The sequence below is a fragment of the Caballeronia sp. GAFFF2 genome (assembly GCF_023631485.1).
GTDB lineage: Bacteria > Pseudomonadota > Gammaproteobacteria > Burkholderiales > Burkholderiaceae > Caballeronia.
In genome coordinates, this window is the sequence record NZ_JALQDA010000014.1 from 177,182 (window position 1) to 193,912 (window position 16,731).

The window sequence follows — 16,731 nt, forward strand, 5'->3', positions numbered from 1 at the left end:
GATCGGGGATGTTCGTCCGTTCGCCCAACTGCTCGACGTTCCAAATGATTAAGAGGATCAGGGTTATCACATGCTAAAAGTTACCAAAGCGGTTTTTCCCGTCGCGGGTCTCGGCACTCGGTTCCTCCCCGCGACCAAGGCGAGCCCGAAAGAAATGCTGCCCGTCGTCGACAAGCCGCTGATTCAATATGCGGTGGAAGAGGCAATGGCCGCCGGCATCACCGAAATGATTTTCGTGACCGGGCGCAGCAAGCGCGCGATCGAAGACCACTTCGACAAGTCTTATGAGATCGAAGCCGAACTGGAAGCGCGCGGCAAGGACAAGCTGCTCGAACTCGTGCGCAGCATCAAGCCGAGCCATGTCGATTGCTTCTACGTGCGTCAGGCCGAAGCGCTCGGTCTCGGCCACGCGGTGTTGTGTGCCGAAAAGCTCGTCGGCGACAATCCGTTCGCCGTGATCCTCGCGGACGACTTGCTGTACGGCAAGCCGCCCGTGATGTCGCAGATGATCGAAGTCTTCGACCACTATCACAGCTCGGTGATCGGCGTCGAGGAAATCCCGGCGGAAGATTCGAAGTCCTACGGCATCATCGACGGCAAGGAGTGGGAAGACAACATCTTCAAGCTCTCGGGTATCGTCGAAAAGCCGGAACCGGCCGTTGCGCCGTCGAACCTCGGCGTGGTCGGCCGCTATGTGCTGAAGCCCCGCATTTTCGATCACATCCGCTCGATCAAGCCCGGCGCGGGCGGCGAACTGCAACTGACGGACGCCATCATGTCGCTCCTGTCGGACGAACAAGTGCTCGCGTACAAGTACCACGGCACGCGCTTCGACTGCGGCAGCAAGCTCGGCTATCTGAAGGCGACGGTGGAATTCGCGCTGCGCCATCCGGAAGTGTCGAAAGACTTCGACGAGTATTTGCGCACGCGCTCGCCGAACCTGGCCAGCTGAGTTGAAGTAAGTCGAATTCGCCCGCGTCGGCAGGCGAAAAAAAAGCCCATCGCGTCATGTGATGGGCTTTTTCCTTTTCAGCGGCGTCGCATCAGAAAGGTGAACACTTTGTCCTGCGTGGTTACTTCGACGATCTCGTTGCCGGTCTGCCTTGCAAACGCCGCGAAATCGCGCTGCGATCCGGGGTCGGTGGCGAGCACCTTCAGAATCTGGCCGCTCGTCATGTCGGCGAGTGCTTTCTTTGCCCGCAGGATCGGCAACGGGCAGTTGAGCCCGCGCGCGTCGACTTCCTTGTGAACTTCCATCGCGATTTGAATTCCGTTAAGCCTTGCGTGTTGCGAAACATCGAAGGCCCGATTCTAACGCAGCGTTCACAAGTCCACCGGGCGGCCGGTCTCATACGCCTGCCGCATGGCGATGCCGATCCTCGTCGCCTCGCGCGCATCGTCGAGCGTGAGGCCGGTCGCCGTGCCATCTCGCACGAGCGCGACGAAGGCTTGCGATTCGCGTAAAAACGCATCTTCGAAGCGCTCGAAGAAAGTCGGCGTGCAAACGTTTCGCATGCCGTGTGCATCGGCGATCTCGACGCGGTTCGCACGCGGATTGCGCCCAATGGCAAGCGCGCCCGCCGTGCCGATGACTTCTGTTTGCGTGTCGTGGCCATGAGCCATCGTGCGGGAAGCGAATAGCACGGCAAGCCGGCCATCGTCGAATTCGATCGTGCCCACGCCATTGTCGATATCGCCACATTCGCGCAAGCCTTCGTGGATTGCTATCGTGCCGCTCGCGAACACGCGCTTGGGCTTCGGATTACCGAGCATCCAGCGCGCGAGGTCGATGTCGTGCACGCTGCAATCGAGAAAGAGTCCGCCCGATGTCGGCGCGAAACGCACGAAAAAACCATCCGGATCATTCTTGTCGCAGGTCTGCGAGCGCACCATGAACGGCCGGCCGATCGCGCCTTCGCCAATGCGCTCGAAGGCATCTCGATAACTCGCATCGAAACGGCGCACGAAGCCGATCATTACATGCAGATGCGCATGCCGCGCGTGTTCCTCGATCACGCTATCGCATTCGGCGAGATCGAGCGACAGCGGCTTCTCGCAGAACACATGTTTGCCCGCGCGCAACGCGGCGATGATCTGCCGCGCGTGCAGCGAAGTCGGCGTGACGAGCCACACGGCGTCGATGGACGGATCGGTCAGCAAGTCGGCGTAATCGGCATGGAGTGCGATTTCCGGCAGGTTGTCGCGAGCCCATTCGCGCTCTTGCTCAACCGGGCTGCACGCCGCGACCAGCCGCGCGCCCGACACATGCCACGCGAGGTTTTCCGCGTGTCTGCGGCCGAGCCGCCCCAGCCCGACAATGCCCACCCGCACCGCGCTCATGCCGCGTTCTCCCCGAGCTTCACGATGCGCTTTTCGCGCCACGAAAGCGTCGCGGCCTCGGCGAGTTCGAGCGCCTTGAGGCCGTCGGCAACAGTGGTGCGCACGGGCTTCCCATTGGTCACGGCATCGAAGAAATGCGCGATTTCCGCGGCATACGCCGCGCGATACCGTTCGAGAAAGAACGCCTCGGGCACGTCGCTCGACACGCCCTTGGTCGAATATGCCGTCACTTCGGTCGGACGCACGTTGCCCGCTTGCAGCATGCCGAGACTGCCGAGCACCTCGAAGCGCTGATCGTAGCTGTAGCCCGAGCGCCGCGCCGTGTTGATCTGGCAGAGGCGTCCGCGTTTCGTGCGGATGGTGACGGCTGTCGAATCGATATCGCCGGCATCCGCGATGGCGGGATCGGACAAACAACTGCCCGTGGCGTGCAGCGTGTCGGCTTCGTCGTCGAGCATCCAGCGGAAGATGTCGAAGTCGTGGATCAGCATGTCCTTGAAGATGCCGCCCGAATGCTTGATGTATTCCACGGGCGGCGCGCCCGGATCGCGGCTCGTCACGATCAGCATTTCCGGTTCGCCGATCTCGCCCGCTTCCACGCGCGCCTTCAATGCCGAGAAAGTTGGGTCGAAGCGCCGCTGAAAGCCGATCATGCAGACCACGCCCGCTTTCTGCACGGCATCGGCGCAGGCGCGCGCGCGTTCGAGCGTGAGGTCCACGGGCTTCTCGCAGAACACGTGCTTCTTTTGCGCCGCCGATGCGAGGATCAGGTCCGCATGCGTGTCCGTGCTCGAACAGACGACCGTCGCGCCCACCGAGGCGTCGCCCATGGCGGCATCCACATCGGCGACTCGCGCGCCGTATTGCGCAGCGAGCGCCGACGCGGCCTCGCGGTTCACATCGACGACATACTTGAGGCGCACGCCAGGCTGCCGCGCGAGATTGGCCGCGTGAATCTTGCCAATGCGCCCTGCTCCGAATACCGCCACGTCAATCGTCATAGCCGCCTGTCTCCTTGGATTCTTCTACGTTGAGTTCGAGCCGGTACGCGAGCGCGATGAACAGCGCCTGGCACAAGCAAATGGTGCTCGTGAGCGAGCGGAACGCGAACGCGCTGCCCTCCTTCACGAGCAGACTCGCGCTCGCGTGACGCGCGAGCGGCGAAAGCTGGCTGTCGGTGATCACGAGCGTCTTCGCGCCGTGATGCTGCGCGGCGCGCACGCAATACTGCGTTTCCTTGCCATAAGGCGCGAAGCTGATGGCCACGACCACGTCGCCCTTTCTCACGCTCTTGACCTGTTCGCGGAACATGCCGCCGATGCCGGAGATCAAATGCACGCGCTTTCTCGTGTGCTGCAACGCGTAGACGATATAGCTCGCCACCGCGAACGAGCGCCGCACGCCGATCACATAGATGTTCTCCGCGTGTTCGAGCATTTCCACGGCGGCGTCGAACTGTTCGTCGTCGAGACCGGCTTCGAGTTCGTCGAGTCCCGTGCGGCTCGCCGCGATGAATTCGCGCGCCACGGAGACACCGGAGGCATCGCCCGCCTTTTCGTCGATGAGTTTGCGAATGCGCTGCTGATAACTCTGCTGCGAGCCATTGCCGCCCGCGAACGCCTGCCTGAACACGGCCTGCAAGTCCGAGAAGCCCGAAAAACCGAAGCGCTGCGCAAAGCGCACCACGGCCGACGGATGCACGCCGCACGCGGTGGCGATATCGCTCGTACGATCCATCATCACGCTCGACCGATGCTGCTCGATATACGTCGCGACGTTCTTCAACTGACGCGGCAACGTGTCGTAAGCGTCGGTGATGCGCTGCATCAGATCGTCGACGCTCTGCACGTCGGTGCTGGTCTCATCCTGCATGGATAGCTCATGTCGATGGCGCCGCGAAGGCAGACGCCGTGGAAGCGATTATAGGAAGGCCGCAAGGAAAATGGAACGTATTTTCCATTTATGGCATCGGTGCAATTCCTATTGCAGACCGGGAAAACTTGGCCTACTCTTGGTGCTGAGTTCGAAGCGGCCCCAAGCAACGGCCGCATCGGCTCGCGGAAAAGTCAGATCAAACAACAAACCGAGATAGGTGGAGACAATGACCATTCGCAATGGCCGAGCCGCGTTGCGCGCGCTCGCGGCAGCCGCAATCCTGAGCAGCACAGCCTTGTTGACGGCGTCCCCCGCTCACGCGGCGCCCGACGCCAAGTTCGTCCTCATCAGCCACGCGCCCGACTCGGACTCGTGGTGGAACGTCATCAAGAATTCGATCAAGCAGGCCGACGAGGACTTCAACGTCCAGACCGACTATCGCAATCCGCCCAACGGCGACATTGCCGATATGTCGCGTCTCATCGAACAGGCCGCCGCGCGTAATTACGACGGCGTGATCACCACCATCGCGGACTTCGACGTATTGAAGAGCGCGCTCAACAAGGTGACGGCGAAGAAGATTCCGCTCGTCACGATCAACTCGGGCACCGAAGAGCAAAGCGAGCAACTCAAGGCGATCATGCATATCGGCCAGCCGGAATACGTCGCGGGCAAGGCCGCAGGCGAAAAGGCGAAGGCGGCGGGCGTCAAGTCGTTCCTGTGCGTGAACCATATCGCGACCAACACGGTGTCATTCGACCGCTGCCGTGGCTTCGCGGAAGCCATCGGCGTCGACTACAAGGCGTCCACCATCGACTCCGGTCAGGACCCGACGGAGATTCAGTCGAAGGTGTCGGCTTACCTGCGCAATCATCCCGATACGCAGGCTGTACTCACGCTCGGACCCACGCCCGCCTCGGCGACGCTCAAGGCCGTCACGCAAATGGGCCTGCAAAACAAGCTCTATTTCGTGACCTTCGACTTTTCCGATGACATCGCGAAGGGCATCAAGGACGGCACGATCAAGTTCGCAATCGATCAGCAACCGTACTTGCAGGGCTATATCCCCGTGGCCGTGCTCGCTATCGTCAAGAAGGATCACACCACGGACCCGGTGAAGATTCGCCAGATTCTCGAAGCGAATCCGAAGTTCAAGGCGCGTCTCGAAACGTATGGCCTCGCGCCGTCGTATGGACCGAAGAACATTCGTTCGGGTCCGGGTTTCATCACCAAAGAGAATCTCGACAAGGTTGTGAAATACGCCGGTCAATATCGTTGACCGTTCAGGGCGGCCGTCTTTTCAGCGCCGCCCGCTATCACTGCATTTGCGCGGAACGTCGTGTGTCTGCTGCGTCTATTCCCGACGCGGCAGGAGCGCGCGCATCGGTATCAGTCAAGGAGCCATCATGGGCGTAGCCGGCAAGCATTACCCTCCACACGCGAATCCACAGCCAGAGTCGGCCGAGACGCAGGAGGCAGCAAAGCCCTCGGACGAACGCGTGCGCCGGCAATCGTGGTTCGGCCATCTGCTGAACCGGCCGGAGTTCGCCGCGATCTCGGGCACCGTGCTCGTGTTCATCGTGTTCGGCTTCGCGGCGGGTTCGTCGGGCATGTTCAACCTCGACGGCGTGATGAACTGGTCGCAGGTCGCGGCCTACCTCGGCTTGCTCGCGGTCGGCGCGTGTCTTCTCATGATCGCGGGCGAGTTCGATCTGTCCATCGGCTCGATGATCGGCTTCGCGGGCATGATGGTCGCGCTGCCCTCGGTTTATCTGCACTGGCCGTTCTCGCTGTCGATTCTCTTCGCGTTCGTCGCTTCCATGCTGCTCGGCGCGTTGAACGGCTACCTCGTGATGAAGACGCGGCTGCCTTCGTTCATCGTCACGCTCGCGTTTCTGTTCATCCTGCGCGGCCTCACGCTCGCGCTCTCGATCATGTTCGCGGATCGCACCATCATTTCCGGCGTCGGCGATCTCGCTCAACAAGACTGGCTCGCCGACACGCTCTTTCGCGGCGTCGCGCTGCACGGCCTCTTCGCGTGGCTCGCGCACATGGGGATCGGTCAGTTGCTCGATAACGGCCAGCCGCTCGTGCCGGGCATTCCGAAGGTCATCATCTGGTGGCTCGCGCTCGCCGCCGTCTGCGCCTTCGTGCTCGCCAAGACGCGCTACGGCAACTGGATTCTCGCGGTCGGCGGCGACGCCAACGCGGCCAAGAACGTCGGCGTGCCGGTACGGCGCGTGAAGATTTCGCTGTTCGTGCTCACCGCCTTCTGCTCGTGTCTCTTCGCCGTGCTGCAGGTGTGCGATATCGGCTCGGCAGCGGCCGATCGCGGCTTGCAGAAGGAATTCGAGGCGATCATCGCGGCGGTCATCGGCGGGACGCTTTTGACGGGCGGTTATGGCTCGGTCGTCGGCGCGTGCTTCGGCGCGCTCATCTTCGGCGTCGTGCAGATCGGCATCACTTATACGAACGTGAGTTCCGACTGGTTCCGCGTCTTTCTCGGCGTGATGCTGCTGCTCGCCGTGCTGTTCAATCACTACGTGCGCCGTCGCGTATCGCAAGCTCAGTGAGGCCAACGCCATGAACGACGACAACATTCTCGCGCTGGAAAACGTCAGCAAGTTTTTCGGCAAGGTCATCGCATTGAACGGCGTGACCTTGCGCCTGCGACGCGGCGAAGTGCATTGCCTGCTGGGCGATAACGGCGCGGGCAAGTCCACGCTCATCAAGACGCTGGCGGGCGTGCATACGCCGTCCGCCGGCGACTATCTCGTCGATGGCAAGCCAGTGCGCTTCGAGTCGCCGAAGGAAGCGCTGGATTTGGGCATCGCCACGGTTTATCAGGATCTCGCGCTCGTGCCGCTCTTGTCCGTTGCGCGCAATTTCTTCATGGGCCGCGAGCCGCAGAAGAAACGCTTCGGTCTCTTCAGCGTGATGGATCTCGATCTTGCCGCGGAGACTTCGCAGGCAAAGCTCGCGGAAATGGGCATCAACGTACGCGATCCGCATCAGCCTATCGGCACCATGTCCGGTGGCGAGAAGCAATGTCTCGCGATTGCGCGCGCCATTCACTTCGGCGCACGCGTGCTGATTCTCGACGAACCGACCGCCGCGCTCGGCGTGAAGCAGAGCTTCAACGTGCTGAAGCTGATTCACAAGGCGCGCGAAAAAGGCATTTCCGTGATCTTCATCACGCACAACGTGCACCACGCTTATCCGATCGGCGACTCCTTCACGCTGCTCAATCGCGGCCGCTCGATGGGCACCTACACCAAGGACACCATCTCGAAGAACGAAGTGCTCGACATGATGGCGGGCGGTGCCGAGATGCAGACGATGATCAACGAACTCGAAGGCGCGACGATCTGAGGATCGAGGACAACAAGCCATGCCAGAACAACACACCTCACGTTTTGCAGCGGACCGCGCGCACGATATCGTGTGCCTCGGCCGCCTCGCGGTCGATCTCTACGCGCAACAGGTCGGCGCGCGGCTCGAAGACGTCGCGACGTTTGCGAAGTATCTCGGCGGGTCGTCGGCGAATATCGCGTTCGGTTGCGCGCGGTTGGGGCTCAAGTCGTCGATGCTCGCGCGCGTCGGCAACGATCACATGGGACGCTTTCTCGTCGAAACACTCGCGGGCGAAGGCTGCGACGTGAGCCACGTGCGCACGGACTTCGAGCGTCTCACCGCGCTCGTGCTGCTCGGCATAAAAGATCGCGATACCTTTCCGCTCGTGTTCTATCGCGAGAATTGCGCCGACATGGCCGTGGACGAAAATGATTTCGACGAAGCGTATATCGCCTCGTCGAAGGCATTGCTCATCACGGGCACGCACTTCTCCACGGAACAGGTGAATCGCACGAGCCGCCGCGCGCTCGAATACGCGCGCCGAAACAACGTGCGCACGATTCTCGACATCGATTATCGGCCGGTGCTGTGGGGTCTGACAGGCAAGGCCGACGGCGAAACGCGCTTCGTCGCCGATGAAAGCGTCACCGCGCATTTGCTGCACATCCTGCCGCTGATCGATCTCGCGATCGGCACGGAAGAAGAGTTCCGGATTGCGGGCGGCAAGGACGATCTGATCGATGCGCTCGCCATGGTTCGTACCGTTACTCATGCCACGCTCGTCGTGAAGCGCGGGCCGCTCGGCTGCTCGATCATCGAAGGCGCGGTGCCCGCTTCCATCGACGATGCGCCCATTCATGGCGGCGTCGAAGTCGAAGTGCTCAACGTGCTCGGCGCGGGCGATGCGTTCGCGTCCGGCTTCCTCTCGGGCTGGCTGCGCGACGAATCGCTCGAAGCGTGTGCGCGCGCGGCAAATGCGTGCGGCGCGCTCGTCGTTTCGCGTCACGGCTGCGCGCCCGCCATGCCCACGCCCGAGGAACTCGTGTACTTCCTCGCGGCCGCAAAAGAAGACCCGGCACGCATGCGCCGTCCGGATCGCGATGCAAGCCTCGCGCGTCTGCATCGCGTGAGCCCCAGGCGCAAGCAATGGGACGAAGTGCTCGGCTTCGCGTTCGATCATCGCAACCAGTTTTTCGAGCTTGCGCAGCAGACCGGCGCAAACGAAACGCGCATTGCGAAGCTGAAGGGTCTTTTCGTCGATGCCGTCGCGAAGACGGAAGAAGAACGCGGACTGGCCGGCCGTATCGGCGTATTGATCGACGACCGCTACGGACAGGATGCGCTCAATGCCGCGACTGGCCGCGGCTGGTGGATCGGCCGTCCGGTCGAGTTGCCGGGCTCGATGCCGCTCGTGTTCGATCACGGCCGCGACGTCGGCACGACGCTCGTCGAATGGCCGCGCGAGCATATCGCGAAGTGTCTCGTGCACTATCACCCCGATCATCCGCATGACGTGCGCCTCGAACAGGAAGCGCAACTGCGCACGCTCTACGATGCGACACAGGCGAGCGGCAATGAACTGCTGCTCGAAGTGATCGTGCCGAAGAACGGACCGCCCGTGGAGGACGACACGGCGTATCGCGCATTGAAGCGCCTCTACAACCTCGGCATCTATCCCGAATGGTGGAAGCTCGAACCGATGAGCGCACAGCAATGGCAGGCCGTCGATGCGCTGATTGCCGAGCGCGATCCGTATTGCCGCGGCGTCGTGCTGCTCGGGCTCTCGGCGGCGGTCGATCAGTTGCGCGATGGCTTCAAGGCGGCGGCATCGTCCAAAACGTGCAAGGGCTTCACGGTCGGACGCACCATCTTTCACGAGCCGAGCCGCGCATGGCTCGCGGGCGAAATCGGCGACGACGAGTTGATCGCGCGCGTTCGCCACACGTTCGAAACGCTGATTTCCGCATGGCGCGAGGCGCGCGCGTCGCTGAATGCCGTGCAGCCAAGACAGGAGCAAGCAGCATGAATCAGCACGCTACCATCCGGCTGACCACCGCGCAGGCGCTCGTGCGCTATCTCGCCGCGCTGCGCACGGAAAGCGGCGAGGCGCTCTTCGGCGGCGTCTTCGCAATTTTCGGGCACGGCAATGTCGCAGGCATCGGCGAGGCGTTGTATCGGCATCGCGAGGAATTGCCGACGTATCGCGCGCACAACGAGCAAGCCATGGCGCATAGCGCGATCGCATTTGCGAAGGCGCATATGCGGCGCCGCATGATGGCGGTCACGACGTCCATCGGGCCGGGCGCCACCAATCTCGTGACGGCGGCCGCGCTCGCGCATGTGAACCGGCTGCCGGTGCTGCTTCTGCCGGGCGACATCTTCGTGTCGCGCGCGCCCGATCCGGTTCTGCAACAAGTCGAGGACGCACACGACGGCGGCGTTTCCGCGAACGATGCCTTGAAGGCCGTATCGCGTTATTTCGATCGCATCGTGCATCCGGCGCAGTTGTTGAGCGCGTTGCCGCGCGCGATCCGCGTGCTTACCGATGCCGCGCTCTGCGGTCCCGTCACGCTCGCGCTGCCGCAGGACGTGCAGGCGATGGGCTACGACTATCCCGCTTCGTTCTTCGAGCCGCGTGTGGTCGAGTTCCATGCGAGCGCGCCGTCACCGCATGAAATCGCGCGCGCCGCAGCGGCCTTGCGCGAGTCGCGCGAACCGCTGATCGTCTCGGGCGGCGGCGTGCTGTACGGCCTCGCCACCGACGCGTTGCGCGCCTTCGCGCACAAGCATGGCGTGCCCGTCGCGGAAACGCAGGCAGGCAAAGGCGCGCTCGCTTGGGACGACGCCCTGAACGCGGGCGGAATCGGCGTGACGGGCGCGGCATCGGCGAATGAACTCGCGCAATCGAGCGATTGCGTGCTCGCGGTCGGCACGCGCTTGCAGGACTTCACCACGGGATCGAACACGCTCTTTGCGCATGCGCAACTCGTTTCGATCAACGCCAATCCTTTCGATGCCCTGAAGCAAGACGCGCTGAGCGTCGAAGCCGATGCACGCCTCGCACTCGATGCGCTTTCCGAAGCGCTCGGCGACTGGCGCGCGTCGTCGCAGTGGACCACGCGCGCCAAACGTCTCGCCGACGACTGGCGCGAGACCGTGGCGCACGTGACGAACACGCCCGTCGCCGACAACGCCTTGCCGCGCGAGGCGGATGTCATCGGCGCGGTGCAGCGCTCGAAAGCCGATTCGCCGGCTGACGATATCGTCGTGTGCGCGGCGGGCACCTTGCCGGCCGATCTGCAGAAGCTGTGGCGCACGAGCGCGCCGGGCGGCTATCACGTCGAATACGGTTATTCGTGCATGGGCTACGAGATCGCGGGCGGTCTGGGCGCGAAGCTCGCGCGGCCGGAGCGCGAGGTGATCGTGATCGTCGGCGACGGCAGCTATCTCATGATGAACAGCGAGTTGGCGAGCTCCGTCATGCTCGGCGCGAAGCTGATCGTCGTGTTGCTCGACAATCGCGGCTATGGCTGCATCAACCGTTTGCAACAGGCATGCGGCGGCGCGCCCTTCAACAACCTAATCGACGACTGCAAGCAAGGCCCGCTCGGCGCACCGACCATCGATTTCGCGATGCACGCGCGTGCGCTCGGCGCGTTGTCGGAGCATGTGGCGAGCATCGACGACTTGCAAGCCGCGATGCAACGCGCGCGCGCCGCCGAGCGCAGCTACCTCATCTCCATCGACACCGACCCCGCGCGCACGACCGACGAAGGCGGATGGTGGTGGGAAGTCGCGGTGCCCGAGGTATCGGATCGCGATGCGGTCTTGTCGGCGCGCGAGCGTTACGAGCGCGCGTTGAAAGCACGCAGCGATGGCAACTCTATCTAGGACCGCGCACATGTCTCTGCACGTACGGATCGGAATCAATCCCTTGTCGTGGATGAACGACGATTTGCCATCGCTCGGCGGCGAGACGCCCTTGTCCGTCGCGCTGACCGAAGGCCGGCGGATCGGTTACGAAGGCTTCGAACTCGGCAACAAGTTTCCGCGCGAGCCGCAGGCGCTCAAGACGCTGCTGGCGCAATACGACCTCGCGCTGGTGTCGGGCTGGTACTCGGGCAGACTCGCCGAGCGCAGCGCGGAAGAAGAGATCGAAGCCGTGGGTGCCCATCTCGACTTGCTCGCGCAAAACGGCGCGAAGGTGATGGTCTATGGCGAAGTGGCGAATTCCATTCAAGGCGCGCCGCGCCCGCTTTATCAGCGCCCGCGTTTCTTTGCGGATGCGCAGTGGCAACAGTATGCCGAGCGGCTGAATCGTTTCGCGGAATACACGCTGTCACGAGGCGTTCGGGTCGCCTATCATCATCACATGGGCGCGTATGTGGAGACGCCCGCGGACGTCGACCGCCTGATGGCGGAGACCAACGACGCGGTGGGTCTTCTCTTCGATGCGGGCCACATCACCTTCGCGGGCGGCGACGCATTGACCACGCTGCGCAAGCATATTGCGCGCGTGTGCCATGTGCATTGCAAGGACGTGCGCCCGGAGATCGTGAAGCTGGCGCGCAATCGCAACTGGAGTTTTCTCGATGCGGTCATCAACGGCGCCTTCACCGTGCCGGGCGATGGCGCGGTGGATTATCCCGGCATCGTCGCGTGTCTGGCCGAGCATGATTACGACGGCTGGCTCGTCGTGGAAGCGGAGCAGGACCCGGTGATCGCGCGGAGTTACGAGTATGCCGACAAGGGTTATCGCACGTTGCGCACACTTGTCGATGCCACATTCAAGGAGACGGCATGAGCCTGTTAGTGAAGGCATCGCGCGAAGGCCAGACGATCGCGCGTGTGACACCGGAATCCGCTGGCTGGAAGCATGTCGGCTTCGCGGCGTACCGGCTGGAAGAAGGTGAAGTGCTGCATGTCTACGACGCCGGGCGCGAAAGCTGCATCGTCGTGCTGACGGGCACGGTGAGCGTCGAGGCGGGCGACGAGCACTGGCAGTCCATCGGCTCGCGCGACAGTGTGTTCGAAGACGCCGCGCCCTATGCCGTCTACGTACCGCCGAAGCTCGCGGCAATCGTGCGGGCGGAGCGCGAAACGGAACTCGGTGTGGCGAGCGCGCCGGCGACGGGCGTGTATCCGCCGCGACTCATCGAGCCCTCGCAAATGAAGCGTTCGACGCGCGGCAAGAACGCGAATACGCGACACGTGTGCGATATTCTTCCGCAGACCGAGGCCGCCGAGTCGTTACTCGTGGTCGAAGTGCGTACGCCGAGCGGCCATGCGTCGAGCTATCCGCCGCACAAGCACGATCAGGACAACGTGCCTGTCGAAAGTTCGCTGGAGGAGACTTATTACCATCGGCTGAATCCGCCGCAGGGCTTTGCGTTTCAGCGTGTTTATACCGACGAGCGCGATCTCGACGAAACCCTGGCGGTGGAGAACCGCGACGTGGTGATGGTGCCGCGTGGGTATCATCCGGTCGTCGTGCCTTACGGCTACGATAATTATTATCTCAACGTGATGGCGGGCGATAAGCGCACGTGGCACTTTAAAAACGATCCGAAGCATGAGTGGATCGTGGAGCGGGATAGCAAGGAGTGAGCTAACCCACCGACAGCCATTCTCGCTGCACATCGGCGCGTGTTTCCAGTTCCCCCAACGCCCCGTCGAACTGAACCGCGCCGTGCCCCATCACCGCGACGCGCGCATCGAGCATGCGCGCGATCGTCAGGCGCTCTTCGATCAGCAGTATGGCCACGCCGCGTTCGCGCAGACCCGCGAGGCAGGCCGCCACTTGCGTCAGCACTTGCGGCGCGAGCCCTTCGCCGGGTTCGTCGATGACCACCAACGACGGATCGCCCGCCAGCGTTCTCGCCAGCGCCAGCATTTGCTGTTCGCCGCCCGACAACGCGCCGGCCTTCACTCGCGCGCGCTCCCGCAATACGGGGAAGAGGCGATAAGCATCGTCCACACTGAAGCGCGTGCCCGGACGCTCGCCCAGCACGAGATTCTCGCGCACGCTCAAGCCCGGAAACACATCGCGCGTTTCAGGCACGTAGCCAATTCCCATGCGCGCGATGCGAAACGGCCGCAGCCCGACGAGCGATGCATCGCGAAACCGCATCTCGCCCTCGCAGCGCACGAGGCCCATGATGGACTTCGCGAGCGTCGAGCGCCCCGAACCATTGCGGCCCACGAGCGCGACGATCTCGCCTTCGGCTATCGACAGGTTCACGCCGTGCAGTACCTGTGCCGCGCCATGCCACGCGTGCAGATCGTGGATACGCAACCCGGCGCTCATCGCGATTCCCCCAGATACGCCTCGCGCACCGCGCGATCGTCGCGAATCGCCGCAGGCGTGCCGGTGGCGATCACGCGCCCTTGAACCAGCACGGAGATGCGATCCGCGAGGCCGAACACCGCGTCCATGTCGTGCTCGATGACGACGAGCGTGCGCCCTTGCGTCGTCGCCCGAATCAGCGCCAGCGCGCGCGATGCCTCCGCGCGGTTCATCCCCGCCGTGGGTTCGTCGAGGAGGATGAGCGGCGCATCGGTGGCGAGCGCGATGCCTAGATCGAGCGCGCGCTGTTCGGCATACGTGAGCCGTGCGGCGGGTACGTCGGCGTGAGCGGCCAGGCCGATGGCATCGAGCATGGCGCGGGCGCGGTCTTCGAGCGCGCGCGACGGCAGCCAGCGATCGATCATGCGCGACGAAGCCGAGCCCAACGCCGCACAACGCAGATTGTCGAGCACGCTCAAGCCGGTGAAGACGCTCGTCGTCTGGAAGCTGCGCGCAAGCACTCGGCTAATGCGTTGCGGCGCGCGACCGGTGATGTCGATACCGATCGCCACGATGCGCCCTTCGTCGGGTTTGGTGCGCCCGGAAATGGTGTCGAAGAGCGTGGACTTGCCTGCGCCGTTCGGGCCGATGAGCGCATGACGTTCGCCGCTTTGCACTTGCAGATCGATACCGCGCAGAACGCGCGTCGGACCGAACCGTTTCGCGATGCCGTGCAGTTCGAGGGCGATGGTCATGGCGTGTACCCTTTGCGACCGGCGGCAAACATCGCCCTGAAGCGCTCGCCGAATTTACGCGGTTCAAGGCCCACGTTCATCGCACGCCCCGCGCCCGTCGATCGATCCACGCGAGCCCAACGCCGAGCGCCAAGCAAGGCAACGCGATCCACCAAACGCCGTGCGGCAACGCGCTTGCATCCGCTTGTCGCGCATAGAGCGTCTCCACCGCGACGACCACGGCCGCACCGAACGCCAGCGTGCTCGACATGGCATACATGGTCGAACGAAGCGGGCGCGTGCGCATGCGCGTGAAGAAGCCAGCGACGCCATCGGGCACCGCGACGATCACCCACACGAAGCACAGTCCGAGATACATCGGCCAGGCAGCGGATACGCTCGCCACCGCCACGCTGAAAAACGTGAGCAGCACCGCCCCGGCAATCGGCCCAAAGAAGCTTCCGGTCCCGCCGATGACCGTCGCCACCAGCACGCTCGTCGATCTCGCAAGCCCGACGCTTTCCGCCGATGCCAGTTCGACATTCACGAGCGACAACACGCCTGCAATGCCCGCGAAGAACGCGGATACGACGAGCATCGTGAAGCGCACGCGCCGTGGCGACGCGCCTATCGCCGCCGCGCGCACGGGATTGTCGCGCACGGCGTTGGCGAGGCGACAAAGCGGCGTGCGAGAGAACGCGAACATCGCGCAAGCCGACACGACACACCAGCACGCGATCAACGCATACGCCTGCCGCAACGGGCCGAATGTCCATCCGAAGAGCGCAGCGCCGCTCGCGCGATCGATCGCTACGCCACCCTCGCCGCCGAACCAGCCCGGCACGAGCCAGACGCTTGCCGCAACCAATTCGCCGATGCCTAGCGTGATCATCGCGAAAGCCGTGCCGCCGCGTTGCGTCGAGATCGCGCCGAAGACGATGGCCGCGAGCACCGCAAAGCATCCGCCGATCAATGGCAGCAATGGCAACGGCACGCCAAAGCGATTGAACACATGCGCGGCGGCGAAAGCGCCGAACCCCGCATAAACCGCGTGACCGAAGGAAAGCAAGCCCGTCTGCCCGAGCAGCAAGTTGTACGAGAGCGCGAAGACGATGAGCGTCGCCGTCTGCGCGAGATACGCAAGCAGCCAGGATCGATCGAAGCAAAGCGGCGGTAGCGCAAGCGCCGCGACGAGTGCGAGCCACGGCGCGAGCGACTTAAGCATCGCGCGTCTCTTCACCGAAGAGTCCGCGTGGACGCGCCGCCAGCATCGCGACGAGCAACAGGTACGGCAGCACGGGCGCGAGTTGCGCGACGGTGAGCGTGGCCCAAGCGTCCGGCAAACGCACGCCGAACCAGGCAGCAATGCTCCCCGCCGATGCCGTCGTGCCCACGGCGAATGTCTGCACGCAGCCGATCAAGAGCGACGCGACGAGCGCCCCCGAAAGCGAGCCCAGCCCGCCGATGACCACGACGACGAACACGATGGGACCGACGGCATCGGCCATCGACGGTTCGAGCACGGCAAGCGGCGCGCCGATCACGCCCGCGAGCGCCGCCAGCGCCGTGCCGGCGGCGAACACCGTCGTGAAGACGCGCGGGACATCGTGGCCGAGCGTTTCGACGGTCGCGGAATGCGTGAGCGCCGCGCGCACCACGAGCCCCGTCTTCGATACGCGCAGCACGACATGCAACGCGCCGAGCATGAGGATGGCAAGCAGCATCATGAACACGCGATAGCGTGGAAACGCGGCGCCGTACCAGGTGAAGAGCGGCCCTTCGAGCACGGAGGGAATCGTCGCGGGCAACGGTCCGAGCCCCCATACGAGCTTCACGCCCTCGCCTATCACGATGGCCGCGCCGAACGTGAGCAGCAACTCGGCGAGCGCGCCGCGCGCATGCACGCGCTTGAGCAGATAGCGCTCGAACAACGCCCCCGCGCAGCCGACGATCAAAGGCGCCACGACGAGTGCCAGCCAGAATCCGCCATACGAAGCCAGCGCCTGACCGACATACGCGCCGAGCATATAGAAGCTCGCGTGCGCGAAGTTGAGCACGCCGAGCATCGAGAAGATGAGCGTGAGGCCCGCACAGAGCATGAAGAGCAGCAGCCCGACGCTCACGCCGTTGAGCAGGCTCACG

The 16,731-nt window shown here is 63.7% G+C and carries 16 protein-coding genes; 8 read left to right on the forward strand and 8 right to left on the reverse strand.

From position 1 onward, the window contains the following. The first annotated feature begins 70 nt into the window (after positions 1–70). Complete coding sequence (gene galU / locus NCT04_RS09810; protein WP_244825674.1) at positions 71–952, forward strand: UTP--glucose-1-phosphate uridylyltransferase GalU; 882 nt, start codon at positions 71–73, stop codon at positions 950–952. 77 nt (positions 953–1,029) lie between these two features. Here the strand turns inward: galU and NCT04_RS09815 are convergent, their stop codons facing one another. The 4 genes from NCT04_RS09815 to NCT04_RS09830 all read right to left on the reverse strand — a co-directional run bounded on the left by NCT04_RS09815 (position 1,030) and on the right by NCT04_RS09830 (position 4,212). Then, positions 1,030–1,257, reverse strand: a complete 228-nt coding sequence (locus NCT04_RS09815) for a sulfurtransferase TusA family protein (protein WP_062601442.1) — start codon at positions 1,255–1,257, stop codon at positions 1,030–1,032. Positions 1,258–1,323: 66 nt separating this feature from the next. Further along, positions 1,324–2,340: a Gfo/Idh/MocA family oxidoreductase gene (locus NCT04_RS09820; protein WP_250465217.1), complete on the reverse strand. Its 1,017-nt coding sequence runs from the start codon at positions 2,338–2,340 to the stop codon at positions 1,324–1,326. After that, a complete protein-coding gene (gene iolG, locus NCT04_RS09825) occupies positions 2,337–3,341 on the reverse strand; it encodes an inositol 2-dehydrogenase (RefSeq protein WP_250465218.1) in 1,005 nt (334 codons plus the stop codon). The genes NCT04_RS09820 and iolG overlap by 4 nt, the downstream gene beginning before the upstream one ends. After that, positions 3,331–4,212, reverse strand: a complete 882-nt coding sequence (locus NCT04_RS09830) for a MurR/RpiR family transcriptional regulator (protein ID WP_244825677.1) — start codon at positions 4,210–4,212, stop codon at positions 3,331–3,333. Before NCT04_RS09830 ends, iolG begins: the two co-directional genes overlap by 11 nt. Positions 4,213–4,441: 229 nt before the next feature. Between NCT04_RS09830 and NCT04_RS09835 the strand changes: the two genes are divergently transcribed. From NCT04_RS09835 to iolB, 7 genes are all read left to right on the forward strand, one after another. Continuing rightward, positions 4,442–5,494 (forward strand): sugar ABC transporter substrate-binding protein, encoded by a 1,053-nt coding sequence (locus NCT04_RS09835; RefSeq protein ID WP_244825678.1) that lies wholly within the window; start codon positions 4,442–4,444, stop codon positions 5,492–5,494. A gap of 127 nt (positions 5,495–5,621) precedes the next feature. Further along, positions 5,622–6,788 (forward strand): ABC transporter permease, encoded by a 1,167-nt coding sequence (locus NCT04_RS09840; RefSeq protein WP_244825679.1) that lies wholly within the window; start codon positions 5,622–5,624, stop codon positions 6,786–6,788. Between the two features lie 10 nt (positions 6,789–6,798). After that, positions 6,799–7,587, forward strand: a complete 789-nt coding sequence (locus tag NCT04_RS09845; protein ID WP_244825680.1) for an ATP-binding cassette domain-containing protein — start codon at positions 6,799–6,801, stop codon at positions 7,585–7,587. 19 nt (positions 7,588–7,606) lie between these two features. Further along, entirely contained in the window at positions 7,607–9,595 is a 1,989-nt protein-coding gene (locus NCT04_RS09850) for a bifunctional 5-dehydro-2-deoxygluconokinase/5-dehydro-2-deoxyphosphogluconate aldolase (RefSeq protein ID WP_250465219.1), read from the forward strand. Further along, entirely contained in the window at positions 9,592–11,460 is a 1,869-nt protein-coding gene (gene iolD, locus NCT04_RS09855) for a 3D-(3,5/4)-trihydroxycyclohexane-1,2-dione acylhydrolase (decyclizing) (RefSeq protein ID WP_250465220.1), read from the forward strand. The genes NCT04_RS09850 and iolD overlap by 4 nt, the downstream gene beginning before the upstream one ends. A gap of 10 nt (positions 11,461–11,470) precedes the next feature. Beyond that, positions 11,471–12,373, forward strand: a complete 903-nt coding sequence (gene iolE / locus NCT04_RS09860; protein ID WP_250465221.1) for a myo-inosose-2 dehydratase — start codon at positions 11,471–11,473, stop codon at positions 12,371–12,373. Then, positions 12,370–13,176: a 5-deoxy-glucuronate isomerase gene (gene iolB / locus NCT04_RS09865; RefSeq protein ID WP_250465222.1), complete on the forward strand. Its 807-nt coding sequence runs from the start codon at positions 12,370–12,372 to the stop codon at positions 13,174–13,176. Before iolE ends, iolB begins: the two co-directional genes overlap by 4 nt. 1 nt (position 13,177) lies before the next feature. On the opposite strand, the gene NCT04_RS09870 is transcribed toward iolB, so the two are convergent. From NCT04_RS09870 to NCT04_RS09885, 4 genes are all read right to left on the reverse strand, one after another. Next, a complete protein-coding gene (locus tag NCT04_RS09870; protein WP_250465223.1) occupies positions 13,178–13,876 on the reverse strand; it encodes an ABC transporter ATP-binding protein in 699 nt (232 codons plus the stop codon). Beyond that, positions 13,873–14,610, reverse strand: coding sequence for an ABC transporter ATP-binding protein (locus NCT04_RS09875; RefSeq protein ID WP_250465224.1), 738 nt, complete (start codon positions 14,608–14,610; stop codon positions 13,873–13,875). The genes NCT04_RS09870 and NCT04_RS09875 overlap by 4 nt, the downstream gene beginning before the upstream one ends. 76 nt (positions 14,611–14,686) lie before the next feature. Then, complete coding sequence (locus NCT04_RS09880; protein ID WP_250465225.1) at positions 14,687–15,814, reverse strand: branched-chain amino acid ABC transporter permease; 1,128 nt, start codon at positions 15,812–15,814, stop codon at positions 14,687–14,689. Continuing rightward, positions 15,807–16,688, reverse strand: a complete 882-nt coding sequence (locus tag NCT04_RS09885) for a branched-chain amino acid ABC transporter permease (protein ID WP_250465305.1) — start codon at positions 16,686–16,688, stop codon at positions 15,807–15,809. Before NCT04_RS09885 ends, NCT04_RS09880 begins: the two co-directional genes overlap by 8 nt. Between the last annotated feature and the right edge of the window lie 43 nt (positions 16,689–16,731).

Bases quoted from the DNA above. Each gene is read 5' to 3' on its own strand.
- galU (WP_244825674.1), top strand. From the start codon at position 71: ATGCTAAAAGTTACCAAAGCGGTTTTTCCCGTCGCGGGTCTCGGCACT.
- NCT04_RS09815 (WP_062601442.1), bottom strand. From the start codon at position 1,257: ATGGAAGTTCACAAGGAAGTCGACGCGCGCGGGCTCAACTGCCCGTTG.
- NCT04_RS09820 (WP_250465217.1), bottom strand. From the start codon at position 2,340: ATGAGCGCGGTGCGGGTGGGCATTGTCGGGCTGGGGCGGCTCGGCCGC.
- iolG (WP_250465218.1), bottom strand. From the start codon at position 3,341: ATGACGATTGACGTGGCGGTATTCGGAGCAGGGCGCATTGGCAAGATT.
- NCT04_RS09830 (WP_244825677.1), bottom strand. From the start codon at position 4,212: ATGCAGGATGAGACCAGCACCGACGTGCAGAGCGTCGACGATCTGATG.
- NCT04_RS09835 (WP_244825678.1), top strand. From the start codon at position 4,442: ATGACCATTCGCAATGGCCGAGCCGCGTTGCGCGCGCTCGCGGCAGCC.
- NCT04_RS09840 (WP_244825679.1), top strand. From the start codon at position 5,622: ATGGGCGTAGCCGGCAAGCATTACCCTCCACACGCGAATCCACAGCCA.
- NCT04_RS09845 (WP_244825680.1), top strand. From the start codon at position 6,799: ATGAACGACGACAACATTCTCGCGCTGGAAAACGTCAGCAAGTTTTTC.
- NCT04_RS09850 (WP_250465219.1), top strand. From the start codon at position 7,607: ATGCCAGAACAACACACCTCACGTTTTGCAGCGGACCGCGCGCACGAT.
- iolD (WP_250465220.1), top strand. From the start codon at position 9,592: ATGAATCAGCACGCTACCATCCGGCTGACCACCGCGCAGGCGCTCGTG.
- iolE (WP_250465221.1), top strand. From the start codon at position 11,471: ATGTCTCTGCACGTACGGATCGGAATCAATCCCTTGTCGTGGATGAAC.
- iolB (WP_250465222.1), top strand. From the start codon at position 12,370: ATGAGCCTGTTAGTGAAGGCATCGCGCGAAGGCCAGACGATCGCGCGT.
- NCT04_RS09870 (WP_250465223.1), bottom strand. From the start codon at position 13,876: ATGAGCGCCGGGTTGCGTATCCACGATCTGCACGCGTGGCATGGCGCG.
- NCT04_RS09875 (WP_250465224.1), bottom strand. From the start codon at position 14,610: ATGACCATCGCCCTCGAACTGCACGGCATCGCGAAACGGTTCGGTCCG.
- NCT04_RS09880 (WP_250465225.1), bottom strand. From the start codon at position 15,814: ATGCTTAAGTCGCTCGCGCCGTGGCTCGCACTCGTCGCGGCGCTTGCG.
- NCT04_RS09885 (WP_250465305.1), bottom strand. From the start codon at position 16,688: ATGCTCTGTGCGGGCCTCACGCTCATCTTCTCGATGCTCGGCGTGCTC.